Raw genomic sequence first — 25,740 nt, 5'->3', positions numbered from 1 at the left:
CGAATATCTCTACACGAGAGAATAGGTGGACGACTGTGGATTAATATATTCGGTATGAGTGAGTGGGGCTGACAACGACAGGAAAACTGTAGCAAAAGTGGATGGTTGTGCGCGTCACCGTTCAGGACCGCGTGCTTGAGACCGAGATCGCGTCCCTTGCAAGGCCGGCTCGTTGCCGTGGCGGACGAGCGATGACAGTCGGCGTCGCCTTATCGGACCCTGCCGATCGAATAGGGGGGCATCGCCGCGACGCTCGAGACGCTGATATCGAGGCTTGCACGCCAGACACGCATCGTGGTTCGAACCGCTCGATGCCACGAAGCGGCCGGCCGCGGCGGTCGTCGGTCGCGCGTGGTATCGTCGGGACGTGGACGCTTCGCGATCGTCGTCTCGCAGACGGGACAGACGTACTCCTCGTGTCGCTCCCGCGTCCAGCGGACCCAGTCGCCGTCGATCGGACTCGCGTGATCGCACTCCCAGCAGAAGAGGGTGGACTTTCGGGGGACTGGCGTCCGCTCGTCGTGATTGGTTGCGGGTCGAGTCATTGCACCTCCCTACCGGCTCGGGATATAAAGCCACCTGCCATGCTTGTGGGCGTTCCGATCGAATATACGACCGATTACGGTCGAAACGACGGGCCCGCTGGAGGCGAGAACGGGCTTCGACGCGGGATCTATCCGGCGTTCGGCGAGTCGATGACGGGTCGTTCGGACTCTCCGTTCTGCGTGACGTTTCGGGTGAGTTCACTCGAGTGGATCCGCCGATAGTTCGTTCAGCACAGCCAATCTGTCGGCGCCGTCACCGACAGTATCGGTTTCAGTCTCGAGCAGCTACGAGGCGTATGGACGACACGAACAGACCGATCCGCCTCGAGGACGGCGACGACCTCGACGCGTTCCTCGCGGATCACCCCGTCGCGCTCGTGGAGTGTTACACTAGCGGCTGCTCGAAGTGTCAGGCGATGGAGCCGGTGTTGGGGAACGTCGCTCGAGCGACCGGGATTCCCGTCGGGTTGGTGAACCCCGGTGACGATCTCGCCCTGGTCGACCGGTTCGAGATCGATTCGGTCCCGACGCTGTTGTGTTTCGAGAACGGACGGGAGGTCGGACGGTTAGCCGAGGGGTTCGTCGGCGCGGACGCCGTCGTCTCCTTCCTCGAGGCGAGCGTTCCCAGCGCCGTCGATACCGAGAGGGTCGATACCTGACAGTCGATACGTGATATTCGAGTCGGGTAGGTGAACGTTCGTCGCCGAGCGGATCGTTACTCGTCGTCGGCCTCGAGTTCGGTCGGGTCGACCTCGCCTGCGAGATACTGTTCGCCCAGCTCCGTAATGTCGTACATGCCGATCGCCTGTTTCTTCAGAAGCCCGCGCTTTGTGAGCTCTCGACAGCGGTAGGCGGCGTCCGGAGCGCGACAGACGTCTTCCTCTTCGATATGATCGGGGGCGAAAATGTGGTTCTCGGTCATCAACTCGAGGATATCGTCGTCGACGGGGGCCATCCACTCGGCGGGGACGTCCCACTCGTACTCGTCGGGATTCGTGTCGTCCATACTGTCTCTCCGTTCGCCAGGGGTGGCGTTGTTCGATAGAATGCCGTCGCGCTACAAGATCCTGTTGGATCGATCTCTCGAGTCGCGCTGGCGACTGGCCCGTGGGTAGCTGAGGTCGACGTATTCGTGCTCCCCGGCAGCGACCGCGCTCGTACTGATCTCAGGATCGTGACTGCTCCGGAGCGGGGTAATCCACGTGGACGTTCGGGGCGGCGGCGGGGGAGAAACCCGTGATCCCGCGATCGACGAACGTTACGTCGGTGAGGTCACCGGTGAACCGGAACCGAACGATGCCGGTCTCGATCGTGCCCTCGACGGTCGAACCCGAAACGACGGTTGCGTTCGCGTCGTTATCGTCGGTGAGCAGGTCGATCTCGCCGTCGACGGTGATCTCGAAACTCGAGGGGTTGTCGCGGCCGATGATCGTCAGCGTGTTGGTGCGGGGTTCGGTGCTGTCGCCTGGGCTCGGTCTCGTCGCTGCGATCGTCGCCGCGGCTGTACCCGCGAGCGTCGGTGAGACGGTTCGATCGACTGCAGCGCCTTGCTTGTCGGGTTCGGTTTCGTCGGCATCGATCGTCGCGTTCGTGCGTCCCATATACTGGATGAAGCCGAGTATGACAGCATAAGCCTTCTCACTGAAACAACGGTTAGATACGATGAAATATATCTCTTGATGCACTCCTTGTCTGTATTTTGGCTGATCGCGTCGCTCGGGACACTGATTCGAGTGTTCGATCACGGAATACTTATACCGAAGTCGGTTGAACAGCCGGTAAGCATATTCTATGAGTCTCTCTCGCCTCCTCTCTGGTCTCTTCGACGACTCCGAACCGAATACCGAATCACCCGCGACGACGCGTAGCTCCGTAGAACACGAGGAGTCGTCGCCGACGATCGTCCACGAGTGTCGAAACTGCGGGACGAACGTTTCGGCCGAAACGACGTGCTGTCCGGCGTGCGAGTCGGACGATATTGTCCGCTATTCAATATAGGCCTCGGCTGCGGACTGTCGCTGTTTTCTCGGCGCGAAAACCGCCGAACTATCGGCGGTCCGGCAGCTGTTCGCTACTGGTTCGTTCGGTGCTGTACTCGTAGCCAGTCACCTCGAGATCGTTGTTTTCGTCGGCGTCGAGCCAGATGCCGATGCCGAGTGCGACGACCCCGATCAGAAGGGTCGCAAACGACGCCATCGCGGCGGTGAAGCCGTCCTTTCCGCGGAGGCTCCGGAGGAGCGAGCCGCCGAGACCCACCGCACCACCGGCCAGTCCGGCGGAGCCGGCGCCGTAGAAGATGACGCTCGGATGGAATTCCTGGACGACGAACCGCGTTTTCAGCCGCCAGATAAAACTCCGGAGCAACAGCAGCGACACGAACCGAATGAACGGGACGTATCGAATGCTGCTCTCTTCCTCGCCGTAGACCGCCGTCATCGGTACATCTGCAACGCGCTGTTCGTTGACGTTGAGGTGGGTGAGGAGGTGGTTGAGGAACCCGTACTCGTCCGTAACTGAGTCGAGATCGACCTCCTCGATCGCCTCGCGCGAAATCGCCGTGTAGCCGTTTTGCGGGTCACTAATCGACCAGTATCCCGAGGCGAACTTCGAAAGCCCGGTGAGCATGGCGTTGCCGACGAATCTGAACGTCGACATATCCTCACGGTCCTCGGGATCGAGGAGGCGGTTCCCCTTCGCGTAGTCGGCTTCGTCCTCCGCGACGGGGTCGACGATTCGATGGAGAATGTCGGGATCCATCTGTCCGTCGCCGTTCATCACGGCGACGATGTCCATTTCGTCCTCGACGGCGTGTCTGTACCCCGTCTTGACCGACGCTCCGTAACCCCGGTTCTCCTCGTGCTGAATCGGGACGACGCGCCGTCCCTCACCGCCGTCGGTGACGGCGAGTTCGGGTCTGGGTTCGGCAGTCTCGTTGATTCGCGATGCGACCTGCTGGATCACCGCCCAGCTATTGTCGGGTGACGCGTCGTCGACGGCGTAGATACGGTCGACGAAGTCGGGAACCGTCTCGATGACGGTTCCGACGAACGGCTCCTCGTCGTAGGCCGTGACGACGACGCCGATTCGGTTGCCCTTATACATCGTCTCCTCCGTCAGTAGAACTGTTACCGACCGCATTCGCACCGGTCGGTCGGTCGGTCGTGCCGCCGTCCGCGGTGAGCGACTGTCCGTCCGTCGCCACCGCGTCGCTCTCCGCGCTCTCCGTCGGCGGCCGGCCGTCCACCGACCCGCCGAGCGTGTACTCGTGGTGTGGCGTTCCCGAGAGGTCGACTGCGTCCCGCCCGTCGACGACGACCATCGGCTCGATATCGGCCCACGGAATCTCGTCGAACGCCTGGTGGGGCGTGACGATCACGGCCGCGTCGAAGGACTCGTCCGCGAGGTCGTCGATGCCGACCGCTCGAGCGCCGTACTCTGCGGGATCGACGAGCGGATCGACGCCGGCGACGCTCGCGCCGCGATCGGCCAACTCGCCGATGACGCCGATCGCGGGCGAGGCCCGCGTTTCCTCGACGCCGGGCCGGTAGGTGATCCCGAGGACGACCACGGAGGCGTCCGCGAGGTCGGTGCCGGTTTCCGATAGTTCGCGCTCGAGTCGCTCCACGACGACCGCCGGCATCTCGTCGTTGATCTGCCGGGCGGTCCGGGTGAGATCCATCGGCTCTTCGTTTTGCGAGAGCAGGAAGTGCGGGTAGTAGGGGATGCAGTGACCCCCGACGCCCGGTCCCGGGTCGTGGAGCTGACACATCGGGAGGTCGTTGGCCGTCTCGATCGCTTCGCGGACAGAAATCCCGAGTTCGTCGGCCAGCCGGCCCAGCTCGTTGGCCAGCCCGATGTTGACGTCGCGGTAGACGCCCTCGAACACTTTGACGGACTCCGCGGTCGTCGCGTCCGAGACCGGGTGGACGTCGTTGTCCGAGATTTCGTCGTAGACGACTGCCGCGGCGCGCGTGCTCTCGCCGTCGATGCCGCCGACGACCTTCGGGTACTGGCCGCGAATGTCCCGAAGCGCCGTTCCGGAGGAGGTCCGCTCCGGACAGAACGCGAGCCCGAATTCGTCGCCCTCGAGGCCGCTCTCCTGGACGAGATGGGGCTGGATGACGTCCCGACAGCTCGTCGGCGGCAGCGTCGACTCGGCGATGACCAGATCACCCGGCTCGAGACCGGTTGCGATGTCGTCGACTACCGACTCCACCGTCGTCAGGTTCGGGTCGTCGTTCTCGTCCAGCAGCGTCGGGACGATGATGACGTGGATCCTGGCGTTCGCGGCCGCTTCGGAGCCGTCGGTCGTCGCTTCGAATCGACCGGCTTCGACCTGCTCGTCGACGAGTTCACCGAGCCCCGGTTCGCCGATGACGTGGCTCTCGCCGCCGTTGATCATCTCGACGACATCGGGATCGATGTCGACGCCCATGACGTTGCCCGTCGTCTCGGCGTAGACGCCGGCCAGCGGGAGTCCCATCTTACCTAACCCGTAGACCGCGACCGGAATCTCACCTGACGTGAGCAGTTCACGCTGACGGTCCGTAGAGTCGCTCGAGCCGTAGAGGCCACTGCTCGAGTCGATCTCAGTTTCGGCGCCGTCGTCGGACCCTGGCTCACCAGCTGTCTCCCGGCTCACTGGACTTGCACCTCCGTTTTGTGGACGTCTTCTCCGATGAGTTCCTCGACCGCCTTGACCGTCTCGAGGGCCTCGATCCCGTCCTCGGCGGTGACGATCGGTTCGGAGCCGGTCCGAACGGCTTCGACGAATGCCTCGAGTTCGTGTCGGAGCGGTTCGCCGTTGTCGACCCGCGGGCGTTCGATGACGCTTTCGTGTCGGTACCGGCGCTTGCCGTCGTCGACGACGTACTCCGGATAGGAGTTCCGGTGGATCAGCACGGACTGCTCGAGGTAGTCGACTTCGACCAGACACTCGCGAGCGGTCACGGTGAGTTTTCGAACTTTCTTTTGGGTCACGCGACTCGCGGTTAGCGAGGCGACGACGTCGCCATACTGCATCGTCGTCGTGGCGTACTGGCCGTTCTCGGCACCCATCGCAGTCATCGATTCTGGTTGTGAGCCGAGCATGGAGCCGACGACGTCGATGTCGTGGACCATCAGGTCCGAGACGACGTTTCCGAGCCCGTCCCGGTCTAACGGCGGTCCGAGGCGTTCGGCCTCGAGGCTGATGACGTCGAGGTCGTCGATCAGGTCGGTTACCGTCTGGACGGCCGGGTTGAACCGTTCGATGTGCCCGACCTGAAGGACGACTCCTTCCCTGTCCGCCTGCTCCGCCAGCGCTCGCCCTTGCTCGGTCGTTTCGGCGATCGGCTTTTCGACGAGGACGTGGAGGCCCGCTGCCAGACAGTTCGAGACGACATCGTAGTGTGCCTGCGTCGGGACGGCGACCGTCACGACGTCACAGCGATCGAGGGCGGTTTCGAATTCGACTGCCTCGGTGCCGTACTCGTCCGCGACACGCCGCGCGATCGCTTCGTCGTGATCGGTGATGCAGGCGAGATCGACGTTTTGGAGTTCACTATACACGCGCGCGTGGTTTTCGCCCATCGAACCGACGCCGATGACGCCGGCTCGAATCGGTCGTGAGGCGGGTGTTCGACTCATTGGGGGTGGAAGTGGTCCTGTACTGCGTCGACGACGGTTCGTCGATCGTGATCCGAAAGCGCCGGATGGACGGGAAGCGAGAGGACCGTCTCGGCTGCCCGTTCCGCGTTCGGCAGCGTCGCTGCAGCCGTACTCACCGTCTCGTAGGCCGGCTGACGATGAATCGGCGTGTCGTAGTAGACGGCGGTGTCGACGCCGTGTTCGTCGAGCGTTGCTGCGAGGGCTTCCCGGTTGTCCGTCCGAATCGTGTACTGGTGGTAGACGTGTCGGTACCCCTCGGGTTCCGTCGGCGTCTCGATCGGCAGCTCCGCCAGCTGTTCGTCGTAGTACGCCGCGTTTTCTCGACGGGCGCGATTGAAATCGGGCAGTCGCTCGAGCTGGGCGCGACCGATCGCACCGGCCATGCTCGTCATTCGATAGTTGTGGCCCAGCTCAATGTGCTCGTAGCTTGCACCGTCACCGACGTCTCGGCCGTGATTGACGTAGCCCGCGGCTCGATCGGCGACGTCGTCCCGGTCGGTGGTGATGATTCCACCTTCGCCGGTCGTCATGTTCTTGGTCGGATAGAACGAGAAGCAAGCCGCGTCGCCGAGTGCGCCGACGCGATCGCCGTCCACCTCAGCGCCGTGTGACTGACAGGCGTCCTCGAGAATAAACAGCCCGTGCTCGTCCGCGATATCGAGGATTCCCTCCATATCGGATGCCAGCCCGTAGAGGTGGACCGGCATGATGCCGACGATGTCGTCGCGCTCTTCGAGCACTCGTTCGACCGCGTTCGGATCGAGCGTGTACGTCTCGGGATCGATGTCCGCGAAGACGGGGGTTCCGCCCACGAGTCTGATCGCGTTCGCGCTCGCGACGAACGAGAACGGCGACGTGATGACGCCCTCCCCGTCCTCGAGACCCAGTGCCTCGAGCGCGGCGTGGAGGGCGGTCGTCCCGTTCGAGGTCGCGACGGCCCGGTCGGCACCGCAGTAGGCCGCGAATTCGTCCTCGAAGGCTCGCACTTCGGGGCCGTCGGCGAGCATCCCGCTCTCGAGGACCGACTCGACTCGGTCGATGGCCTCCGAACTGATGTCGGGGGCTGCGATCGAGACGGAGCCGTCAGATTCGCCGTCGGAGGTTCCGTTTTCGGCCGCTTCGATCTCCGTTGAGTCGGATTCGGCGACGCCACCGTCCGTCTCTACCGTCGATTCGCCGTTGATCGCTCTCTCGGGATCGGTATCTGGCTCGGTCATGCGATCTGATTCGCCCCCTCGAGCGGTTTCGGAAGGTCTTGCAGCGTCGCCGGCGTGCCGACGGCGAGCGTATCGGGCGGGACGTCGTCAGTGACGACCGATCCGGCCGCGACGAAGGCGTTCTCCCCGATCGTGACGCCGGGCAACAGCGTGGCGTTCGCACCGATCGACGCGCCGTCTTCGATCGTCGGTCCCTCGAGCCCGTTGTCGGTCCTGATCGGGTACTCGTCGTTGGTCAGCGCAGCGCTCGGTCCGATGAAGACGTTGTCCCCGATCGTCGTCTCGGTCGGGATGTAGACGTTCGTCTGCAGACTGACGTGCGACCCGATCGTCGTCTGGCCGTCGATGACGGTCTTGGTGCCGACGAGGACGTCGTCACCGATCGTCGTTCCTTCCCTGACGAGGACGTCGTGACCCGTGGTGAACTCGTCGCCGATCGTGACGTCGCCGTAGACGATCGAACCCGCTCTGATCGTCGCGCCGTCACCGACTCGGGTCGGCGCATCGAACTCGCCGTGGCCGACCGTCACGTCGTCGTCGACCGTGCAATCGTCTCCACAGACGAACCGGCTCACCGTTGCTCACCTCCCGAACTGAAGCCCGCTACGTGTCGTCGAAATCTTGCGTGCCGTCGTTGATATATCATTGATACCTCGATACCCGCGTGGGCAATCATCCAGATACAGCCGGTAACACGGCTTTGTTATCCCCGGCCTGCGGGTCGTGTAGTCGGGAACTATACTCTCGATGGGGCGGGGTATCGCCGAATTGTCGAGAAATAGCCGTTCACTCCGCTGTTCGATAGCTCCCGGTCCGTAACAGCGAGGAAATATCGGATTATCTGTCAGTCACAGATATATGCTGGTACAGATCCCTTTCGGTAGGGTAGCCGAGTGATAGTAAAGTGGCACAGTCTGGCATTCGTTGTCGTGAGGTATCCGAACATACCCGTGACACGGGAACGGGAGCCACTTCGGGAACGCGAGGACGCTTATGTCTAAACACGAACTGACGCAAGCCGAACTGTTCGACGTCTTTAGCAACGCCCGGCGACGCCGAGCCGTCCAGTATCTCAAACGACACGGGGGGAGTTGCGATCTCGCCCCGCTGGTCGAGCAGGTCGCCGCCTGGGAGAACGGTATCGATTCGGACGATGTTACGCGCACGCAGCGACGGCGCGTCTACATCTCCCTGTACCAGACCCATTTGCCGATGCTCGAGGAGCACGGCATCGTCGACTGGGATCCGGATGATCACGCCATCGATCTCCTTCCGGGCGACGACGTCTTCGAGCCGTACCTCGATCATCGACTCGAGAATCAGCGCCCATGGCATCGGCTCTACGCGTCGGTCACGGCGTTGGGTGTGATCGGGGTCGCGCTGTCGTGGCTCTCGATCGGCCCCCTGACGGCGACCGTCGCACCGGCGATCGCACTGATCTTGTGCCTGCTCGTTCTCGCGGTTTCAGTCGCCCAGCACGTCTCGCGGCGTCCCGAATTCGACCTGCAACTGGCTCTGTAACCGAGCCCGCCGTCCCTGGCTCGACCGAGCCTTTCGCTTATCGAGAGCGGTGTTCGGCTCGAAATCGGTTGCATCATCGATCGCCGTGTCTCGTGACCATCCTCGCTTGTGTTTCGGAGCGACCGCTTTCGTCGACCTGATACTGTCGGCCGAGACGACTGTCGACCGATCGTACGACGACTGTGCGATCCGGAGTGGACGCTACCTATCAGCCGCGACGATCGTCGGTCTCACCCCGAGTCGATGTGCGAGTAGTGGATGTCTCGAGTCGGCTGTCGGAGGAGCGATGCGGACGCGAACTGATTCGACCGTTGCCGTTCCCTCGACGGCGTCAGTGGTGTTTCGGATCGCTGCAATTGCGCCGCTACGTCGGATCGGCACGATTTTGCCATAATTTTGGCTTTCGATGACTACCCAGCCGTTCCGGCTGGTAGCGACTGTCCACTGTCGGTATGATTCGGTTTGGTCTCGAAGAGCGGTGGGTGGGATCGAAGAGACGGCAACGGACGTTATTCGGCCGTCACCCAGAAGAAGGTGTCCTCGTCGGCGTTGTCGTTCGTCGGCTCGTCGGGCGCGTCACCCTCGTACATGAGGACGCTGATACGGACCGTCTCTCCCTCGCTCGCCGTCGGCGTGATCTCTAGCTCGCCGGTCCCAGTCGTTCCATCCTCGAGCGTCGTCTCGAGTTCGTCGAGTTCGGTTCGTTCGACGACCTCACCGTCCTCGATCACCTGCTCCTGGACGATGACCGTGTAGTCGGTCTCCTCGCCCTCCTGGTTTTCGATCGAGACGGTCACCGGAACCGACTCGCCCGCCTCGATCTCGTCGTCGATTCCCCCGGCGACCAAGTCGCCGTCTTCGTCTTCGCTGTACAGTGCCAGTTCGCTGAACCCGCCCGTCGAGAGCGGGGCAAGAAACCCGATGAGGAGGGCCCCTACAGCCAGCCCGATCGCGAGGACGAGCAACACGGACGAGACCGTTGCGACGGCGCTTTCGTCCCGTCGAAGCCTCGAGACCGACGCAGCTGGGGAGACGATGAATCGCTCCGGTTTCGGTGTTCGGAGCCGACGAACGGCGCCGAGTTGTGCCAGAATGACGGTGACGACCACGAGTGCAGCCGCGATCGAACCGGTGGCGAGACCCCACTGGGTAAACGGCAGTGCGATCACGAGCGCGGGAACGATCGCGAACGACATCGCGAACGACAGTCCGAGTCGTTCCACGATGTCGATTCCGCGGGGCCGCGTTTCGATCGACGCCGATGTCGTTTTCCGCGCGCTACGGTCTCCCGCCGGGAAGAGAACCGAGACGAGTGCGTATCCCGGGAGGAACAACGCGAGCGGGAACGTTACGAACAGTCTGAGGATGCTTCCGTCCTGAAACCACGTGGCCACTCCGTACGCGAGTAGTGCGGCGACTGAGACGACTGCGAGATCTACCGGATACTCGCGGACGACACCGAATCGCGTCAGCGTACTCGTTTCGTGGCTCATTGATCGCCCACTGGACGTTGCTGGTCAGTCTGCAGCCTGGCTCGAGCCGACACGAATATCATTCTCGAATCGTTGTCTCAAAGGGTTCTCTATTGCTTTGTTATGCCCGGGTTACCGTGAAACCGCCCCCGTTCGGTATCGGTGGGGTCACACTCACGCTCTCGACACCCGTTTGTCGATCGACGATACTCGCCTCGATCGCACTTCTAGAAGTCGACGTACTGTGCTTCCCACTCACGACGTTCGTCGATTCGCTCTCGACCGTCGTCCGTAATCGCGTAGTAGTTCGTTCGCCTGTCGAGTTGTCCCTTCTCGACCAGCTCCTTGTTGACGAGTGTATCGAGGTTCGGATAGAGGCGACCGTGATTGATCTCCGAGCTGTAGTACTTCTCGACTTCGTCCTTGACGGTCTGGCCTGAAGGCTGATCGGCGCCTGCGATTACGTACAGGAGGTCGCGTTGGAAGCCGGTCAGATCGTGCATTGTTCAATCACAGTGACCATTCTACTGAATAGATATTTGTTATCCGTATCATACAGCAGTGTTAGAACTCCTTTCAAGACATGTTCTTCGAACTAAAGTGGACGTTCTCGAGACAGAGTCGAATTCTACCATGTTCGTACCGGTAGGATCGCTCATTCGGGATGCACGTCCGACGCCGATACGCCAGTCGACGGTGTCGCAATCAATACACCGCGCTCTGGGACGTTAGTCTTTGATCTCCGACACCGAGACGTCGATCCCGTCCCCGCCGATTTGGACCTGTAGCGTCTCGATTGTCGCCTCGTACGCGGTCGTGTGCGAGCCGTCGTCGTCGAACCGAACGCACTCCGAGAGGAGGTCACTCTCGAGGAGGTTGTTGATTCGTCGATACACCGTTGCCGACGAACTGTCCGTTCGGTTGGTCAGTTCTTTCGCCGTCTTCGGTCCGTCACTCGTTGCGACGAGGATCGTTCGCGCACACTCGTCCCCGAGGACGTCGAGTTGGGCGGACGGTTCTGGCGTCGGTTCGGATCGCGTATTACTCGCTTGCATTGACATCGTCGAAATCACTCAGTTGTGGCGGGTTGGAGCCGTTTCACTCTCACGAGCGGGGGATCGATACGGATTGACCGGGAGTACGGTCTCCCCATCACGGGCACCAGTATGTTCCAGCACGACGATGAGTAAGCGATAGTGGTATTTTATAACGATGTACCTTATTCCCCGAAACAAGATCATTCTTTAGCGAAATTCCTAATTTCTATCTGGAAATGGTAGCTTTCGGACGGTATGGGATAGGTCAATACGCTGTTTGCCCGTCGAATGCAAGGCAAGCCATCTAAACTCGGTGTGGAAACCGTCCTATCGAACTATCGTCATTCGGTGACACACCGCCGTTATCGTGTGATACAGGCCGGAAACTCTGTATTTCGCGGTTCTCACGGCCGTGTGTCGGGTGAACGGTCGGCGTCCTTTATCCACGTTTGCTCCCCTCGATAGAAGTGATGCCCGGACGATTCCGGCGATATCCCGGCGTCGACGCCACCGCTGATCGGTCTCGACGACCGATCGACGTCGGTGGCCGACGCCTACTCGCCTCGTCCGAGTACCCCCCCAACCATGAAATCCACCCAACAAGATTGGAAGCCCATGGAATCGTCGACCGCAGGCGCACGATGTCGCAACTGTGGCACCCACGTAACACAACAGTTCGCACGCGTCTTCGGTGACAACGGAGATATCGTCCACGGCTGTCCGGCCTGTACGACCTATCGCGAGATGCAATCCGGCAATCATCTGCCGGGTGAGTGAGGACCACGCGATTTTGCGGTCCGATTTCGTCAAGCGATCGTCCGTCGAACGGTATCGACTATAGTAACAACTGAAACGATTTACACACTGATCGCACAACCGTCATTCGACCAGGTGTAGATCGACTTTCAGTGGCTACTATACTTCTCGGACCGGTATGGGTTCCGTCCCGTGTTGCCAGCCAGTTCGTTCGGCACTGATCCGATGACCGCTGTCTCGTCAGCCACCGCTGACCGCCTCGTCAACGTGTCGAGAGAGACCCTGCTGTATCCCGAACTTACCTCTTGTTCTGGTCGTGCTGGCCGCGTCAGCGGCAGAGCAGGTGTGATCTAGTCTGCAAAAGTTAAAGTTAGTGCTCTGCGAAACGGTGATGCGTATGATAACTGGTGGTGGACTGCTCGTCGACAATACGCGCTCTTCCTGATCGATGTCTGTCCAGACCAATCGTTCCGAGCCACTCGCCGAAAGTGAAGTGTTCCACATCCTCGGGAACGACAGACGACGGGCTATCGTCCAGCTACTCGCCGAGGAGGCCGGACAGGTCGACGTCTCTGATATCGCATCGGAGATTGCCGCCAGAGAAACCGATACCACGCCCGTTCCGAACAATTTGTACAAAAGCGTCTACGTCTCCCTCCAGCAGACGCATCTTCCACAGCTCCAGGAAGACGCGGTCATCGAGTACGACTCCGACGCGAAGACGATCCAGCGAGGTCCCAACTTCGACGACGTCCTGCAGTACATCAACGGTCACGGGGAGACCGAGTCGATGGCGCTCCAGTTTCACTTCGTTGTCTGTGTCCTCGGACTCGCCGTGATCGCGTTCGCCGGGCTCGGGATTCCGCTACTCTCGAGCATTGATCCCGTTCTCTCGAGCGTCGTCGCGCTGTTGGCGGTTGCTGCGAGCAGCCTGTATCGGCTGCTCGCGTGACGCCACTATCGGCCAGGTGATTCTGTCGACGTTTCGGCCCACAGTTCGGGGTTCAGTAGCGCCGAGAAAAGCGGCAATTCGATGGGATGGTTCGACGGGCCGTGCCTAGAGCGCGCTCGCGATGGCCGGCTGGGTGTCTGCATCGTCGGCGTCGTCGACAGCATCGTCGTTGTGTTCGGCCGATTCGTCGTCGATTGGGTGGTGGGGTAGCTCACCGAGGTCACCGACGAACACGAAGACGGACGCGTGTTCGATCACGATGTCGTACTCGTCGTGATCGGCTGCATCGTGTGCGTCGTCAACTGAATCCGTTTCGACGCCGTTCGTTCCGTTGTTGGCGTCGTGGTGGTGTTCGCCGTTAGCGTGGTGGTGACCGCTGTCGGCGTCGTGGTGGTGGCCGTCACCGTGGTGATCGTAGATCGGCACGACCGTCACCGTCTCGATAGTGACGTTGAGCTCGATATCGGTGAACGTGTAGCCGAGTTCGTCGAGATCGTACGTCTCGCTCGCATCGTCGTGAGCCGCATCGTCACCGGTAGTCGCATCGGTTTCGGCTGCGTCGCCGTCGATTGCAGCGCCCTCGAGACCGTCGTCACCCTCGACATCGTTCGCGTCGATGTTGACGTGGTCACCGTCGGCTGGCTCGCCGTGCGGGAGTTCATCGAAGAACACGAAGATCGTCACCTCTTCGATGAGAACGTCGATCGTATCGTCATCGACCGCTTCGGGTTCTTCTTCAACTGGTTCTTCCTCCACTGGTTCCGTCTCTACAGGCTCTTCATCGGCATCTTCGACTTCTTCGTCAACCGGTTCCTCGTCGGCATCTGTAGCCTCTTCGTCAGCTGGCTCCTCCGCTACTGGTTCTTCTTCGACTGCGTCAGGCTCTTCTTCGGGTGGTTCGTCGTCAGCATCGTCAGGGTCCACGTCGGCTGGCTCTTCCTCAACCGGTTCCTCGTCGGCATCTGCAACCTCTTCGTCAACCGGTTCTTCCGATACTGGCTCTTCTTCGGCCGCTTCAGGGGTTTCATCGGGCGTTTCCTCCGATGCTGCGTCGACGGTGACGATGGCTTCGTCGGTCACCGGTTCGTCGTCAGCAGTGAGGTACGGTCCATCTTCCGCGCCGTCGGTCTCCACGAAGTCGTACTCCTCGTTGTCGTTCGTGTCGAAGTGCGCCATTGCGATTAGCGTCTCGTCCTCCTCGAGTGGCTCGTCGAGGGTCACTTCGACGTTCTCGTGTGTCCCTTCGTCGAGATACTCGGAGGCGCCGATGACGCTCTCAACGACGTTTCCGGCGAGCAGGCTACTGTCGTGAATCACGACGAAGCCGCCGTCTTCGACCGTGACCTCGTCGACGACGACCGTGTCGTTCTCGAGTTCCTGGTCGGTGAACGTCACGGTCGCTTCGGCGTCCATGTCGCCGTTCTCAGGCGGATCCACCTCCTCGTCCGGTACGTCATTTGGATCCGCGTCATCTCCGTCCGCGTTTGTGTCCTCGCCCGCGTCTGTATCGTCGTACTCGTCCTCGTCGTGCTCGTCGAGGGTCGCGGCCGGTGCCGCACCCGCGACCATCGCCCCGCTCGAGCACACCATCATCAAGGCGGTGAGTACCACGAGTAGCTGATTGCGTGTAGTCATGTCTATCTGCCGTAAGGCACCGGCTAATGGCTGGTTCCCCGCATAAACCGCCACAACCATTGCGGCCGGAAATCGCAGCCTACGGCCGGTAGGGTCTGCTTCAGGCAGTGCTTCGCTCCGTGAAAGCAATAGTTGCTGATACGGATTGCTGTGGCTGTGACCGGTGTTCGTCACTCGCTTTTCGGTTTCTCGGGTGACTGGGAGGCCGTCGGCTCGTGACCCGGGAGACAGACCAGGTTCTCCCGACCGAGACGGAGTTTCGTGACTCGGCCCTCCTCCTCGAGTTCGGCGAGCAGTCGACTGACCTTGGCCTTCGACCAGTCGACGGAGTCGACGATTCTCGACTGCTTCATCCGCCCGCCGTTCTCGCGGACCAGTTGCTGAACTCTCTCTCGGTCGGTCAGGAACTCCTCGCTCCGTGGCTCCGACTCGGCGACGAGCGTGTCTTGCTCGTCAAATCGGTTGCGGGCGGCGAGGACGCCACCGAGGAGCGCGAGTGCCAGGATGCCGACCAGGGCTGCGAGGTGTGGACTCCACCCGATCTGGGCCGGCTGGCTGTGACTGGAGATGATAAGTGGAATGAGTGTCTCGACGCTCGTGCCGGTGGGGGCTGATTCGGTGCTGACCGTACTGAAAGCGGCGATCACCGCGACGGAGGCTCGGAACTGAATGCTCATGTGGGATGGATGTGGCTGTTTTCACTCACGTTTCTCTATACCGTCGTGACCGCTCCTCAAAATGTTTTTTATCAATCATTTATTCGTACGATATCGTATCTCATGGCAGGTGATAGGTCGTGTGCTCGAGCGAGCTCACTATCGGCGATGCGTGCGCTCGCGTCCTGTCGCGATGTCGTGGACATACGACAGTTGCATCGCGTACAGTTCGGGTTCGTACACAGCAGTGCCATAGAGTTCTCGCCCCGTATGACCCACTCGCTCGAAATCCTCTGCCGATTGCGTCGGGTGTGTTCACTGGTGCTTCTCCACCACCGAAACCGTCGCATTCACCGCGGACATTGGTGGCCGCGACGGCGATCACTCGGTGTTGCTTCGACGATACGTAGACCGAGGGTTCGAATAAACTCGGTCGGACGTTCGCAATGACTAGCTCGAATTCCACTCGATTTAGTCGGTAAGTAAATACTTTCGTGAGTCTCTCGAAATCCGTTCACTTTGTCGCCGTCAACGGGGCGGTCGTGGCGGCCGAGAGCGATTCTGTCAGTGGTGTGTGGGTCGCGGCTGTCGTTGCTGTTGTGGATCAACTCTGTTGTGGCACCGCCAGTCGTGACTGTCGTCGGCGGTCATTGAGTGGCAGTCCGCCGGATAACCCGAGTGGAGGACAGCGAGACGGTTCGCCATCTCTGGAGCCGGTCCCATCCGACTGCGGGCGGGTTCGGAGACAGCAGTAGTCCAATCGATCCCTCGCGAACGAGCGAACTGCTCGGCGAATTCGAGGGCTATCAAGTCCGAGTGATGGCTGCTATCGATGCGTTGTATCTGCGTGCAGCCCAGAATATGATGACGGTCCTGCTCGACTCGAGTAGAAAGTCACACGCGGACCGAGACCGGGGTCGAAGCTGCTTTTCGGTCGCGAGTACTCACGCGTTGCTCTCGTCACGGAGGCCGTAAGAATGGTTTTGTCGAGCGTTCGACTCGTCAGCGGCGTGTCTGGCCGTCGCTCACGTCAGACGCCCGGCACGCCGACGGCGTCGAATCCGGTCACACCGACGAGGGCGAGGACGTAGAGCACGATCAGGACGGAGAGCCAGGCGACGATCGTGATCGCGGCCGCGTCGACCCAACCGCCCGGATACCGGGCGTTGATGATCGCGAGGTAGGCGACGAAGACTAGGAGCGGTCCGAGCAGCGGGATCCAACCGAAGAAGAACCCGACGACGCCCCAGATGATCGCCCCTAACAGGGCTGTGACGAGTGCGTACGTATAATCTTCGGAGTCGACGATCACCTTTGCACCGGCGTAGATGCCGATAGCGCCGATGAGTAGGCTCACTGCGAATACGACGAGGCTTTCGATCATACGTCTCCTTGAGGCCGTGGATACCGTTAGTTATCTTTCACCTACACTCATCAAAACCGCGTTATACGGCTTCAGAAGTCGGTTTTCGAGACACTCTTCGGTTATTTTATCCCTGTGCGATATCGACTGTGGCTCTGCCGTCCCGGATCGGCTCTCGATGGCCCTCATTCTCTCCGACGCTCCAAAACGAGTGTTATACTGCTCATACAGCCGTCATACGATCGGACGAACGATCGTGCGGGTGTTAGCGACCGCTCGTCGTCGACCCCAGAACGGACTCGGTGTCCCCGTCGACCGGTGTGAGCGGCGTTCCGTCGACGAGTGACTGAATCCCACACTCGAGGCTCACTCGCGGCTCGAACCCGAGCGTACGTTTTGCTCTGGTGATATCCGCCCCGCTGTGTCTGATGTCTCCGGGACGGGGGTCGCGATGAACGATCGACGACAACGAGTCGGTCGCGTCTCGGATCGTCTCGGCTAACTCCTCGATCGGCGTCCGGGTCCCTGTCCCGATGTTGTACGCTTCACCGACATCGTCGGTGGTGGCCGCGTACAGGTTCGCCCAGACGATGTCGCTCACGTGGACGAAATCGCGAGTCTGCTCGCCGTCGCCTTCGATCGTAATCGGCTCGTCCGCTTGCGCCTGCTCGAGAAACGTCGAGATGACGCCGCTGTAGGGGCCCTGCTGGCGCGGCCCGTAGGCGTTGAAGTACCGCAGGGCCACCGTCTCGAGACCGTACAGATCCTCGTAGAGTCGGGTGTACTGATCGAGCGCGAGCTTTTGAATGCCGTACGGAGACGACGGCTCGGTCGACGCCGTCTCCGAGACCGGGAGCTCGTCCGGATGGCCGTAGACCGCCGCGCTCGAGGCGACGACGACCCGTGCGTCCTCCTGGCGGGCCTGCTCTAAGACGAGCAAACTCGCGTCGAGATTCGTCTCGTTGCTTTGGCGGGGGGCGTCGACGCTGCGGGAGACGCTGACGACGGCGGCGTGGTGGAAGATGATGTCCACGCCGCGTGCTGCCTGCTGCAGGGCGATCGGATCGCGGATATCTCCCTCGACGATCGTCACGTTCTCGGGGAGGTTCGTCCGGTCGCCCGACGAGAAGTTGTCGAGTATCCGGACCTCGTTGTGCGGGGCCAGGGCCTCAACGAGGTGACTGCCGATGAAGCCCGCTCCACCGGTCACGAGCACCGTCTTGTCACGAATCGCTGGCGAATCCATCTACTCTCCGTCCCACCTCCCCGCCGTTTAGTATAGCACCCGTACCCCACCGTATTCGGTCCCTACGCGCTAGTCATTCGCTACCGAGCCGGCCTCATCACCGGGTTGGCTTCCTCATCGAGACGCTTCGGGTTCGACGGCCCGCGGGGAATCGAGAGGCCGAGTCGACACGTTCGAGCGCCCGTGGGATTCGAGGCAACTGTCGTGCGGGAACGCGGCCTCTGCGCCCACCGCCCAACAGAAGCTATATGCGCCGCGCTCGGCAACTCCCGGCAATGACTGTGGACCTCGTCGTGCGCAACTGTACCGTGGTGACGCCCGCCGGGCGGACGCCGAACTCGGGTGTCGCCGTCGAGGACGGTGAGATCGTCGCCGTCGGTCGGAGCGACCGCCTGCCCGACGCGGATCGCATCGTCGACGGCGACGGAAACGTCCTCGTGCCGGGAATCGTCGATTGCCACATTCATAACCGCGAACCCGGCCTCGAGTACAAGGAAGACTGGGAGTCTGCGACGCGAGCGGCCGCGGCCGGTGGCGTGACGACCGTCGTCGGGATGCCGAACACTGATCCCGTCATCGACCGTCCCGAGCATCTCGAGTTAAAATTCGAGCGCGGTGAGGCGTCGGCTCACGTCGACTTTCAAAGCTACGTCGTCGTCACGAGCGAGAACCTCGACTTGATCCCGGCTATTGACGAGGCCGGCGCGCTCGGCTACAAGATCTTCCTCGGATCGACGGTGGGGGATGTCCCGCCGCCGAACGACGGAGAGATCCTCGAGGCGATGGAGAAGATTCGGGAGACGGGCAAACGTCTCGGATTCCACGAGGAAAACGGGGAGATCATCGATCACTACACGGAGCAGTTCCAGGCCGAAGGGCGGAACGATCCGATCGATCACTCCCACTCCCGCCCCGTGATCGCCGAGCGCGAGGCCGTCGAACGGATGATCACCTTCGCCGAGGAGACCGGCGCGAAAATCCACATGTACCACGTCTCCTCGGGATCGGCCGCCGAGGCCGTCGCCCGCGGGAAAGATCGCGGCGTGGACGTGACTGCCGAGACGACACCTCATTACCTCTGGTTCACCGAGGAGGTCATGCGTGAGAAGGGGAATCCGGCGCGGATCCAGCCCCCCATTCGGAACGCGGAGGAGCGCGAGAAGCTCTGGGAGGTCGGGATCGACGACGGTGCGATCGACTGTATCGCGACCGATCATGCTCCCCACACCCCCGAAGAGAAGAAAGTTGACGACCCGTTCGGCAACACCTGGGAGGCCATTTCAGGGTTTGTTGGTCTCGAGACCGAAGTCCCGGTGATGCTTTCCTTCGTGGACCAGGGCCGACTCACGCTCGAGGAGTGGGTCCGCCGCCATTCGACCCGACCGGCCCAGATCTGGGGCATGTACCCCCAGAAGGGCTCGCTGCAGGTGGGTACGGACGCCGACTTCACGGTCGTCGATCCCGACCGAGAGTGGTCGCTCGAGGAGAGCGACGAACTCCACTCGAAGAACTGCGTCACGCCGTTCGTGGGTGAGTCGTTCACCGGAAACGTGGTGTCGACGGTCGTCCGCGGCGAGGTCGTCTACGAGGATGGCGACGTGGTCGGCGAATCGGGTTACGGAACGCGTGTCGACGTCGACTGAGAACTACGACTTCGCTCCCACTTACTCGATTTTTCTGATCGGACAGCTATTCGATCTCGTTCGCCGTGGCGATTCTCATCAACTGAATGTGGCGATGAATTTATATTAGTTGACGATCAACTGGGATCAATGAGTATCACAAACGATGACAAATTTCGAATCCGAGGCGGACGAGTCCCGTGAGGTGGATAGGACGGAACAACTCCGGTCGGTCTACCTCTCCGTAACCGACGGCGACGCGGAACCCGTAGTCGAATCCCAGAAGGGGGAGTCCGGGAGCCGTGAAATTCGCGAGAAACGCATCAACGAGACCGTTGGTCCCGCAGAGATGCACGGGCTCGGCGATGCGATCGACGACCCCGAACCCGCGGACTGATCGATGTCGCAACGCAGACGCAATTCGTAATCGAGATCCGTACTTGCAGCTCTCAATCGAGGCCCGCACCCACGGCGTCCTCGACTGACGCGAACCCGTCCCGCTCGAGTAGCTGTACCAATCCTTGATTGATCCGTTTTGCCGTGGCTGGTCCCTCGTAGACGAATCCGGTGTACAGCTGGACGAGCGAGGCACCGGCCAGAATCTTCTCGTAGGCGCTACCAGGCGAGTCGACGCCGCCGACGCCAACGATCGGGAGATTGCCGTCCGTGTACTCGGCGATCGTTCGAATCACGTCCGTCGACCGGTCCTGGAGCGGATTGCCACTGAGGCCGCCCCACTCCTCTCGGTTCGGTGACTCGAGCCCCTCGCGGCTCGTGGAGGTATTTGTCGCGACGATTCCGTCGAGATCGAACTCCTGGATGATGTCGACGAGGTCGAGTACCGACTCCTCGGGTTCGTCGGGGCCGATCTTGACTAGCATCGGGACGTCCGCGTCGTTTTCGGCCTCGAGCGTCTCGAAGATCTCTCGTAGGTGGTCAGGCGAGGCCTCGTCGAACTCGTCGGGCGTGTTCGGACAGGAGACGTTGACGACGACGTAGTCGGCAAAGGGCGAGAGCCGATCGAAGACGCGCCGGTAGTCCTCGATCGCCTCCCGTTCGTTCGAGGAGTTCATCTTGCCGATGTTCACGCCGAGCGGGAAGCCGGGCGTCCCGTCGGTCTCGAGTCGTGATTTCACGCGTTCCATCCCCTGGCCGTTGAATCCCATCCGGTTGACCATCGCCTCGTCTTCTTGCAGACGGAACAGGCGCGGTCGATCGTTCCCCGACTGGGGGTATGGCGTCACGGTACCGATTTCGACGAAGCCGAAGCCGAGCGCCTCGAGGGCGTGGGTCACTTCGGCGTTCTTGTCGAACCCAGCGGCGACGCCGACGGGGTTCGGAAACGTGGTGTCGAACAGATCGACCTCGAGGGCCGGATGCTCGTACTGGTACACAGCTGAGAGAGCCGTTCGCGTTGGCCACGTCGACTGGGCCGTCCGGAGCGTCCGCTTGCCGAGGTCGTGGGCGGTCTCGGCTGGTAACTTGAACGCGAGGGGGCGAACCCGCGAATATAGCGTCATTAGCGAACGTTCGGGACGGCTGTTACCTAAACGTCCCGAAGGGCTCGAGGGGCTGGTCGGTCCGGGCGACAGTGCGACAGGCCCTCGGTGGAGTTACGGCGATATTCGACACGGCTTCGTTTTGGCCTCGATCGTCGGTTCACGGTTGTATCAGAGCGTCTCGAGGACATCTCCGACGTCTGGAACCGTCCGAAGCGAGCCCAGCGCGTGTAAGGCGTCGTCGATATCGACGGCCGCCGGTGCGCGCTCGGCGCACATGCAGAACTTCTCGCGGAGTTCCTCGTTCGAGAGCGGATCGTCGTGGGTCCCCGGCGGTCGTTGCTGGGTGCGCTCGTACGTCTCCCCGTCGCGCGTCGTAATTTCGATGCGTACTGCGTTCGAATCGTACGGTAACTCGTCGTCGATCGTCAGCTGAACTCGGTCGCGGACGAACTGGACAGCCGACTCGTCGAGTCGCTCCGCGTCGAACGCGGCCAGATCGACTCGTTCCCGGGCGATGGCGCTCGCGACGAGATACGGCATCGAAAACTTCGCCTCGAGTCCGGTATCGGGATCGTCGTACTCGAGCGCGTCGGCTGCTCCTTGCGAGGCCGTCACGGCGACCTCGTCGATCGTTCCGGCCTCGAGTTCGTGTCTGTCCGCCAGTTCGCTCGCGGCGTAGATCGCGGCGTGGGTGTAGTAACAGCAGGGGTACTTTTTGACATCGATACCGTCCTCGAGGATCGACCACCGCGTTCCCAGCTTGGGCAGTTTGTCGAGGGTCGGCCGTTCGTCGCCGCAGTACAGGTCGAAGAAGCCGTCCTCGCCGTCGATCGCGCCCGGGTTCGCCGTCGCGCCTTCTGCCGCAAGCAGTGCCGCGGTCGTCCCCGACCGGGCCGCCTGTCCGGCGTGGATCGGCTTGGTCGTCGAGCCGAAGTTCCGCTTGAGTCCGGCCGGCATCGAGGCGGCGATCGCGAGCGCGTGTTCGATGCGTTCGGGGGATAGCTCGAGCAGTCTGCTGACTGCCGCGGCCGCGCCGAAGACGCCGATAGTGGACGTCGCGTGCCAGCCATCCTCGTAGTGTCCGGGGCTGATCGGTCGCGAGAGATAGTTTTGGGTTTCGAATCCCGCAACGAAGGCCGTCAGTAGTTCGCTTCCGCTCGTACCCTCGCGCTCGCCGACGGCCAGCAGTGGCGCGACCATCGTAACGCTCGGATGGCCGTCCATCGCGGCGAGCGCGACATCGTCGAAATCGAGCGCGTGCCCGGCGGTCGCGTTCGCGAAGACCGCGTCCGAGAGCGGACGGCTCTCGTCGCGACCGAGAACGGTCGTCTCGCCGCCACCGTCGTCCAGTGCGGCCGACGCGATCGTGCCGGCTTCGGTGCCCGCGCCGGCCAGCGTCACGCCGACCGTGTCGAGAACCGCCCGTTCGGCCAATCTGAGGGCTTCTTCGGGGACGTCTTCGCTCGAAAGTGTTGCGACGAATGCAGCGAGGTCCGCGGCCGCTCGACCCGCTACTCGACTCGTGCTCGTACTCGTCATGCCCGTACCGTGCGGAGTGAGCGGTATAGCTTTTCTCGCTGATACTGATCGTCGGCTGCGCTCACCACTCCTCGAGCAGCGCCATAATTGCCCCGCCGCCGCCGATGCTCATGCCGAGGAAGCCCCGGGAGACGTTCGGATCGTTCTGGAACTGGTAGGCGAGGCTGGCCGCGAGCATCCCGCCGGAGGCACCGATCGGATGGCCGAAGGCGACCGCCCCGCCGTTCGGGTTCATCTTCTCCCTCGGAATGCCGACCCGGTCCATGACGTAGACCGCCTGGGCGGCGAAGGCTTCGTTGATCCAGTAGGCGTCGACATCCTCGGCGACGAGGTCGTTTCGCTCGAGCAGGTTCTCGACGACATCGCCGACGGCCTCGTTGAACCGGTCGGGGTCTCGATAGGCGGTCGCGTAGTCGACGACGCGCGCCATCGGCTCGAGACCGCGGTCCGCGGCCGCCGCCCCGTCGGCCAGCAGAACCGCGCCCGCCCCGTCGCTGAGCTTTGAGGCGTTTCCGGGGGTGATCGTGCCGTTCTCCGCGAACGGTGTCGGCAGTTCGGCCAGATCCTCCAGCGTCGAATCGGGTCGCGGGCCCTGATCAGTGTCGACCGTCTCGCCGTTCGTCTCGACGGGGACGATTTCGTCGTCGAACGCGCCGAATTCGATCGCTTCGGCGGCGCGCTGGTGACTCTCGAGGGCGTACTCGTCCTGTGCCTCACGCGAAACCGCTTCGCGCTCGACCAGCCCTTCGGTGATCTCGCCCATGTGGACGTCGAGGTTCACGTCCCACAGCGAGTCGAGCAGCATCGAGTCCTCGAGTTCGACGTTGCCGTGGCGACGGCCCTTCCGGTAGCCCGGGAGGATCCACGGGGCGTTCGACATGGACTCGAAGCCGCCAGCAATCGCGAACTCGGCTCGGCCCGCCGCAATTCGGTCCGCGGCGAGCGAGATGGCGCTCACCCCGGATCCCGAGGCCTCGTTGATCGTTGTCGCGCGCGTCTCGTTCGGGAGCGCGGACTTCACGACGACCTGTCGACCCGGAACTTGCCCGATTCCGGCCTGGATGGCGTTGCCGAGGGCCACCCAGTCGACGTCTGTGTCGTCGATGGAGACTCGATCGAGGAGGCCGTCCAGCGCTATGCGGCCCAACTCGACTGGTTCGACGTCCGCGAGCGATCCGAGCAGCGTTCCGTGTGGTGTTCGCGTGCCGTCGACGAGGACGATGTCGGTGTCGGAGTCAGTACTGGGCATAGTGGGTCGACCACGTGGGTTCGAATTAATGTTGGCGTGAGGCCACAAGTGTTCGGGAGCGATAGGGGTCTGCTTTCTACAGTGCGAGCAGTGTTGGTAGAAGGGATGAATATTGATCGTGGGGGCGCACGAGTGGAGAGTTGGTTCGACGGACGCACCCCTCGTTTTCAGTGAAAGCTCTCGAACGTATAGTGCGAAGGCTCGTTTGGTTGCTATCACGTGTAACGAAGGATCGACGGAGAGAGCGGAAGTGAGTAGGTCGGTTTATGTTAGATAACTTTCAATATCACATATCACCCAATACTCATTCCGTATTTGAATCGAATGCGATCTTGTTTCACTGAAAATGAGGGGTGGGGTAATCGGTTATCGATCATCTGTAGTCTCTGTATAGTGTCCATGGCACAAACTTTCCCAACTTTCACTGAAAATGTGGTCCGACACATTTATTATAGATGGTTGAAATCATTCTGGTAATGGGTAACGATCCGATTCCGACTCCGTCTATCGAGGATCTTCAAGATGATCCGATGACGGACGAAACTACGTCTATTTTTCGCCGCCGAGAACTGCTTCGACCACAACATGTTCCACAAAAAGACCGGATCGTTGGTCGCGACCGGGAGATCGAAACCGTGGAAACGTTGTTGAAACCGGCTGCATTCGGCAACCCTCCGGAGAGCGGCTTTCTTTTTGGGAAGACCGGAACTGGAAAATCGCTCGTTGCGAAACACGTCACTGGCCGTGCTCGAGGCATTGCACAAATGCAGGGAACGACTCTGACGGCGGCCTATGTCGACTGTGACCAGTACAATACCGAGACACGAGCAGCGCGAAAGATGGCGTTCGAAGTCCGTAACGTAATCGATCCAGATAGGTACATTCCGAAAGAAGGTGTTGGGACGAGTCGGTACTACGACGCGCTCTGGGGCGGTGACGGACTGCTTCACAAGTCCGATTCTTTGATCGTGATCCTCGACGAAATCGACAAACTCGGCGACGATACCGACGAAATTCTCTCGAAACTCTCTCGATCGGAGGAAGCGGGGAAGACGGGATGTTACATTTCAGTCATCGCAATCAGCAACAAGACAGACTATTCCGATGCGCCCGATGAACGCGTTGCTTCAAGCTTTCAGGATGATCCGATCATTTTTCCTCCGTACGATGCGAATCAACTGCAGGCGATCCTCGAGCGTCGGATCGATGCGTTCAGAGACGGTGTTCTCGAAGATGGCGTAATCGAACTAACCGCCGCGCTCGCTGCCCGCGATCACGGTGATGCCCGTCGCGCGCTCGATATTCTTCGATCTGCCGGGAAACTCGCAGAGAAAGACGACCGCAAACGGGTCACCGAAGAGCATGTGCGTGAAGCTGACGAGTACAGCGATCTGAACCGATCGGTCCAGATTATTAAGAACGGGACGCCCCATTCCAGATACGCACTCTACGCATTAGCATATCTAACTAAGACGCGCTCGACGGATTCCTTCTCGACTGGTGAACTGTATGATGTGTACTGCATCGTCGCTGAAATCGCCACCGGCGAATCTCTTACTCATCAGCGCATTCTCGATCTGATGAAAAAGTGGACTCTTCCCGAAATTACGGAGAGCAGGCATACAGGTGGTGGAAAAAGTGAAGGGAGTTATCGAATTCATCGTCTCCTTCACGACCCGGACATCGTCATGTCTGCCTGTGTCAACTCCTCGGAAACCCAGCGCGATGTTTTAAACAAACTGTCCGAGTCAGTGTCGTAGGTACTCTTCATCGACACCA

At 61.3% G+C, this 25,740-nt stretch carries 26 protein-coding genes; 8 read left to right on the top strand and 18 right to left on the bottom strand.

The genetic code is table 11. From position 1 onward, the window contains the following. Positions 1-209: 209 nt before the first annotated feature. Complete coding sequence (locus tag NATTI_RS0123440) at positions 210-545, bottom strand: hypothetical protein (protein WP_006091052.1); 336 nt, start codon at positions 543-545, stop codon at positions 210-212. 296 nt (positions 546-841) lie between these two features. On the opposite strand from NATTI_RS0123440, the gene NATTI_RS0123430 reads away from it, so the two are divergent. After that, positions 842-1,204, top strand: coding sequence for a thioredoxin family protein (locus tag NATTI_RS0123430; protein ID WP_006091054.1), 363 nt, complete (start codon positions 842-844; stop codon positions 1,202-1,204). A gap of 56 nt (positions 1,205-1,260) precedes the next feature. Here the strand turns inward: NATTI_RS0123430 and NATTI_RS0123425 are convergent, their stop codons facing one another. Continuing rightward, a complete protein-coding gene (locus NATTI_RS0123425) occupies positions 1,261-1,551 on the bottom strand; it encodes a hypothetical protein (RefSeq protein WP_006091055.1) in 291 nt (96 codons plus the stop codon). A gap of 160 nt (positions 1,552-1,711) precedes the next feature. Next, positions 1,712-2,146: a hypothetical protein gene (locus tag NATTI_RS0123420; protein WP_006091056.1), complete on the bottom strand. Its 435-nt coding sequence runs from the start codon at positions 2,144-2,146 to the stop codon at positions 1,712-1,714. Between the two features lie 190 nt (positions 2,147-2,336). Between NATTI_RS0123420 and NATTI_RS27215 the strand changes: the two genes are divergently transcribed. Continuing rightward, positions 2,337-2,543, top strand: a complete 207-nt coding sequence (locus tag NATTI_RS27215) for a hypothetical protein (RefSeq protein ID WP_006091057.1) — start codon at positions 2,337-2,339, stop codon at positions 2,541-2,543. Positions 2,544-2,591: 48 nt separating this feature from the next. Here the strand turns inward: NATTI_RS27215 and NATTI_RS0123410 are convergent, their stop codons facing one another. From NATTI_RS0123410 to NATTI_RS0123390, 5 genes are read right to left on the bottom strand one after another with little or no spacing between them, the layout of a single operon-like run. Then, positions 2,592-3,647, bottom strand: a complete 1,056-nt coding sequence (locus tag NATTI_RS0123410; protein WP_006091058.1) for a glycosyltransferase family 2 protein — start codon at positions 3,645-3,647, stop codon at positions 2,592-2,594. Further along, positions 3,640-5,187, bottom strand: a complete 1,548-nt coding sequence (locus tag NATTI_RS0123405) for a nucleotide sugar dehydrogenase (protein WP_006091059.1) — start codon at positions 5,185-5,187, stop codon at positions 3,640-3,642. Before NATTI_RS0123405 ends, NATTI_RS0123410 begins: the two co-directional genes overlap by 8 nt. Beyond that, positions 5,184-6,173 carry a Gfo/Idh/MocA family protein gene (locus NATTI_RS0123400; RefSeq protein WP_006091060.1) on the bottom strand — a complete coding sequence of 330 codons (990 nt, stop codon included), beginning with the start codon at positions 6,171-6,173 and terminating at the stop codon, positions 5,184-5,186. The genes NATTI_RS0123405 and NATTI_RS0123400 overlap by 4 nt, the downstream gene beginning before the upstream one ends. After that, on the bottom strand, positions 6,170-7,411 hold the full coding sequence (locus tag NATTI_RS0123395) for a DegT/DnrJ/EryC1/StrS family aminotransferase (protein WP_006091061.1): 1,242 nt from the start codon (positions 7,409-7,411) through the stop codon (positions 6,170-6,172). Before NATTI_RS0123395 ends, NATTI_RS0123400 begins: the two co-directional genes overlap by 4 nt. Next, positions 7,408-7,986, bottom strand: coding sequence for an acyltransferase (locus NATTI_RS0123390; protein ID WP_006091062.1), 579 nt, complete (start codon positions 7,984-7,986; stop codon positions 7,408-7,410). Before NATTI_RS0123390 ends, NATTI_RS0123395 begins: the two co-directional genes overlap by 4 nt. Positions 7,987-8,404: 418 nt before the next feature. On the opposite strand from NATTI_RS0123390, the gene NATTI_RS0123385 reads away from it, so the two are divergent. After that, positions 8,405-8,932, top strand: a complete 528-nt coding sequence (locus tag NATTI_RS0123385) for a DUF7344 domain-containing protein (protein WP_006091063.1) — start codon at positions 8,405-8,407, stop codon at positions 8,930-8,932. Positions 8,933-9,441: 509 nt separating this feature from the next. Here NATTI_RS0123385 and NATTI_RS0123375 read toward each other — a convergent pair. The 3 genes from NATTI_RS0123375 to NATTI_RS0123365 all read right to left on the bottom strand — a co-directional run bounded on the left by NATTI_RS0123375 (position 9,442) and on the right by NATTI_RS0123365 (position 11,465). Continuing rightward, positions 9,442-10,425, bottom strand: a complete 984-nt coding sequence (locus tag NATTI_RS0123375; protein WP_006091065.1) for a DUF1616 domain-containing protein — start codon at positions 10,423-10,425, stop codon at positions 9,442-9,444. 206 nt (positions 10,426-10,631) lie between these two features. Continuing rightward, complete coding sequence (locus tag NATTI_RS0123370) at positions 10,632-10,907, bottom strand: PadR family transcriptional regulator (RefSeq protein ID WP_006091066.1); 276 nt, start codon at positions 10,905-10,907, stop codon at positions 10,632-10,634. Between the two features lie 225 nt (positions 10,908-11,132). After that, on the bottom strand, positions 11,133-11,465 hold the full coding sequence (locus NATTI_RS0123365; RefSeq protein WP_027119289.1) for a winged helix-turn-helix domain-containing protein: 333 nt from the start codon (positions 11,463-11,465) through the stop codon (positions 11,133-11,135). A 591-nt stretch (positions 11,466-12,056) separates the two neighbouring features. On the opposite strand from NATTI_RS0123365, the gene NATTI_RS26700 reads away from it, so the two are divergent. Both NATTI_RS26700 and NATTI_RS0123360 read left to right on the top strand, forming a co-directional pair. Further along, on the top strand, positions 12,057-12,218 hold the full coding sequence (locus NATTI_RS26700; protein ID WP_006091068.1) for a DUF7563 family protein: 162 nt from the start codon (positions 12,057-12,059) through the stop codon (positions 12,216-12,218). 427 nt (positions 12,219-12,645) lie between these two features. Further along, the gene (locus NATTI_RS0123360; RefSeq protein ID WP_006091069.1) at positions 12,646-13,149 is read left to right on the top strand and encodes a DUF7344 domain-containing protein; all 504 of its coding nucleotides are present in this window, start codon (positions 12,646-12,648) and stop codon (positions 13,147-13,149) included. A 105-nt stretch (positions 13,150-13,254) separates the two neighbouring features. On the opposite strand, the gene NATTI_RS0123355 is transcribed toward NATTI_RS0123360, so the two are convergent. From NATTI_RS0123355 to NATTI_RS0123335, 4 genes are all read right to left on the bottom strand, one after another. Continuing rightward, positions 13,255-14,784 carry a DUF7282 domain-containing protein gene (locus tag NATTI_RS0123355; protein ID WP_241434361.1) on the bottom strand — a complete coding sequence of 510 codons (1,530 nt, stop codon included), beginning with the start codon at positions 14,782-14,784 and terminating at the stop codon, positions 13,255-13,257. A gap of 170 nt (positions 14,785-14,954) precedes the next feature. Then, positions 14,955-15,461 (bottom strand): helix-turn-helix transcriptional regulator, encoded by a 507-nt coding sequence (locus NATTI_RS0123350; RefSeq protein WP_006091071.1) that lies wholly within the window; start codon positions 15,459-15,461, stop codon positions 14,955-14,957. 1,009 nt (positions 15,462-16,470) lie between these two features. Further along, the gene (locus tag NATTI_RS0123340) at positions 16,471-16,824 is read right to left on the bottom strand and encodes a hypothetical protein (protein WP_006091073.1); all 354 of its coding nucleotides are present in this window, start codon (positions 16,822-16,824) and stop codon (positions 16,471-16,473) included. 244 nt (positions 16,825-17,068) lie between these two features. Then, complete coding sequence (locus tag NATTI_RS0123335; protein WP_006091074.1) at positions 17,069-18,049, bottom strand: NAD-dependent epimerase/dehydratase family protein; 981 nt, start codon at positions 18,047-18,049, stop codon at positions 17,069-17,071. A 275-nt stretch (positions 18,050-18,324) separates the two neighbouring features. Here NATTI_RS0123335 and allB point away from each other — a divergent pair, with 275 nt between their 5' ends. Beyond that, positions 18,325-19,692, top strand: coding sequence for an allantoinase AllB (allB, locus tag NATTI_RS0123330; RefSeq protein ID WP_006091075.1), 1,368 nt, complete (start codon positions 18,325-18,327; stop codon positions 19,690-19,692). Positions 19,693-19,837: 145 nt separating this feature from the next. Further along, positions 19,838-20,068, top strand: a complete 231-nt coding sequence (locus NATTI_RS0123325) for a hypothetical protein (RefSeq protein WP_006091076.1) — start codon at positions 19,838-19,840, stop codon at positions 20,066-20,068. A gap of 52 nt (positions 20,069-20,120) precedes the next feature. On the opposite strand, the gene NATTI_RS0123320 is transcribed toward NATTI_RS0123325, so the two are convergent. From NATTI_RS0123320 to NATTI_RS0123310, 3 genes are all read right to left on the bottom strand, one after another. Next, on the bottom strand, positions 20,121-21,191 hold the full coding sequence (locus NATTI_RS0123320; RefSeq protein WP_006091077.1) for a quinone-dependent dihydroorotate dehydrogenase: 1,071 nt from the start codon (positions 21,189-21,191) through the stop codon (positions 20,121-20,123). 150 nt (positions 21,192-21,341) lie between these two features. Continuing rightward, positions 21,342-22,712, bottom strand: a complete 1,371-nt coding sequence (locus tag NATTI_RS0123315; protein ID WP_006091078.1) for an MmgE/PrpD family protein — start codon at positions 22,710-22,712, stop codon at positions 21,342-21,344. A 61-nt stretch (positions 22,713-22,773) separates the two neighbouring features. After that, positions 22,774-23,961, bottom strand: a complete 1,188-nt coding sequence (locus tag NATTI_RS0123310; protein WP_006091079.1) for a thiolase family protein — start codon at positions 23,959-23,961, stop codon at positions 22,774-22,776. Between the two features lie 476 nt (positions 23,962-24,437). On the opposite strand from NATTI_RS0123310, the gene NATTI_RS0123305 reads away from it, so the two are divergent. Further along, positions 24,438-25,721, top strand: coding sequence for a Cdc6/Cdc18 family protein (locus NATTI_RS0123305; protein WP_006091080.1), 1,284 nt, complete (start codon positions 24,438-24,440; stop codon positions 25,719-25,721). Positions 25,722-25,740 lie beyond the last annotated feature (19 nt).

The organism is Natronorubrum tibetense GA33, assembly GCF_000383975.1.
In the GTDB taxonomy this organism is placed as follows: Archaea; Halobacteriota; Halobacteria; order Halobacteriales; family Natrialbaceae; genus Natronorubrum; species Natronorubrum tibetense.
The sequence above is the reverse complement of the archived record's forward strand: the minus strand, read 5'-3'. Positions and strand labels throughout refer to the sequence as shown.

What these genes read in the sequence shown, in the direction of transcription:
- NATTI_RS0123440 (WP_006091052.1), bottom strand. Translation starts at nt 545, where the DNA reads ATGACTCGACCCGCAACCAATCACGACGAGCGGACGCCAGTCCCCCGA.
- NATTI_RS0123430 (WP_006091054.1), top strand. Translation starts at nt 842, where the DNA reads ATGGACGACACGAACAGACCGATCCGCCTCGAGGACGGCGACGACCTC.
- NATTI_RS0123425 (WP_006091055.1), bottom strand. Translation starts at nt 1,551, where the DNA reads ATGGACGACACGAATCCCGACGAGTACGAGTGGGACGTCCCCGCCGAG.
- NATTI_RS0123420 (WP_006091056.1), bottom strand. Translation starts at nt 2,146, where the DNA reads ATGGGACGCACGAACGCGACGATCGATGCCGACGAAACCGAACCCGAC.
- NATTI_RS27215 (WP_006091057.1), top strand. Translation starts at nt 2,337, where the DNA reads ATGAGTCTCTCTCGCCTCCTCTCTGGTCTCTTCGACGACTCCGAACCG.
- NATTI_RS0123410 (WP_006091058.1), bottom strand. Translation starts at nt 3,647, where the DNA reads ATGTATAAGGGCAACCGAATCGGCGTCGTCGTCACGGCCTACGACGAG.
- NATTI_RS0123400 (WP_006091060.1), bottom strand. Translation starts at nt 6,173, where the DNA reads ATGAGTCGAACACCCGCCTCACGACCGATTCGAGCCGGCGTCATCGGC.
- NATTI_RS0123395 (WP_006091061.1), bottom strand. Translation starts at nt 7,411, where the DNA reads ATGACCGAGCCAGATACCGATCCCGAGAGAGCGATCAACGGCGAATCG.
- NATTI_RS0123385 (WP_006091063.1), top strand. Translation starts at nt 8,405, where the DNA reads ATGTCTAAACACGAACTGACGCAAGCCGAACTGTTCGACGTCTTTAGC.
- NATTI_RS0123375 (WP_006091065.1), bottom strand. Translation starts at nt 10,425, where the DNA reads ATGAGCCACGAAACGAGTACGCTGACGCGATTCGGTGTCGTCCGCGAG.
- NATTI_RS0123370 (WP_006091066.1), bottom strand. Translation starts at nt 10,907, where the DNA reads ATGCACGATCTGACCGGCTTCCAACGCGACCTCCTGTACGTAATCGCA.
- NATTI_RS0123365 (WP_027119289.1), bottom strand. Translation starts at nt 11,465, where the DNA reads ATGTCAATGCAAGCGAGTAATACGCGATCCGAACCGACGCCAGAACCG.
- NATTI_RS26700 (WP_006091068.1), top strand. Translation starts at nt 12,057, where the DNA reads ATGGAATCGTCGACCGCAGGCGCACGATGTCGCAACTGTGGCACCCAC.
- NATTI_RS0123360 (WP_006091069.1), top strand. Translation starts at nt 12,646, where the DNA reads ATGTCTGTCCAGACCAATCGTTCCGAGCCACTCGCCGAAAGTGAAGTG.
- NATTI_RS0123355 (WP_241434361.1), bottom strand. Translation starts at nt 14,784, where the DNA reads ATGACTACACGCAATCAGCTACTCGTGGTACTCACCGCCTTGATGATG.
- NATTI_RS0123350 (WP_006091071.1), bottom strand. Translation starts at nt 15,461, where the DNA reads ATGAGCATTCAGTTCCGAGCCTCCGTCGCGGTGATCGCCGCTTTCAGT.
- NATTI_RS0123340 (WP_006091073.1), bottom strand. Translation starts at nt 16,824, where the DNA reads ATGATCGAAAGCCTCGTCGTATTCGCAGTGAGCCTACTCATCGGCGCT.
- NATTI_RS0123335 (WP_006091074.1), bottom strand. Translation starts at nt 18,049, where the DNA reads ATGGATTCGCCAGCGATTCGTGACAAGACGGTGCTCGTGACCGGTGGA.
- allB (WP_006091075.1), top strand. Translation starts at nt 18,325, where the DNA reads ATGACTGTGGACCTCGTCGTGCGCAACTGTACCGTGGTGACGCCCGCC.
- NATTI_RS0123325 (WP_006091076.1), top strand. Translation starts at nt 19,838, where the DNA reads ATGACAAATTTCGAATCCGAGGCGGACGAGTCCCGTGAGGTGGATAGG.
- NATTI_RS0123320 (WP_006091077.1), bottom strand. Translation starts at nt 21,191, where the DNA reads ATGACGCTATATTCGCGGGTTCGCCCCCTCGCGTTCAAGTTACCAGCC.
- NATTI_RS0123315 (WP_006091078.1), bottom strand. Translation starts at nt 22,712, where the DNA reads ATGACGAGTACGAGCACGAGTCGAGTAGCGGGTCGAGCGGCCGCGGAC.
- NATTI_RS0123310 (WP_006091079.1), bottom strand. Translation starts at nt 23,961, where the DNA reads ATGCCCAGTACTGACTCCGACACCGACATCGTCCTCGTCGACGGCACG.
- NATTI_RS0123305 (WP_006091080.1), top strand. Translation starts at nt 24,438, where the DNA reads ATGGGTAACGATCCGATTCCGACTCCGTCTATCGAGGATCTTCAAGAT.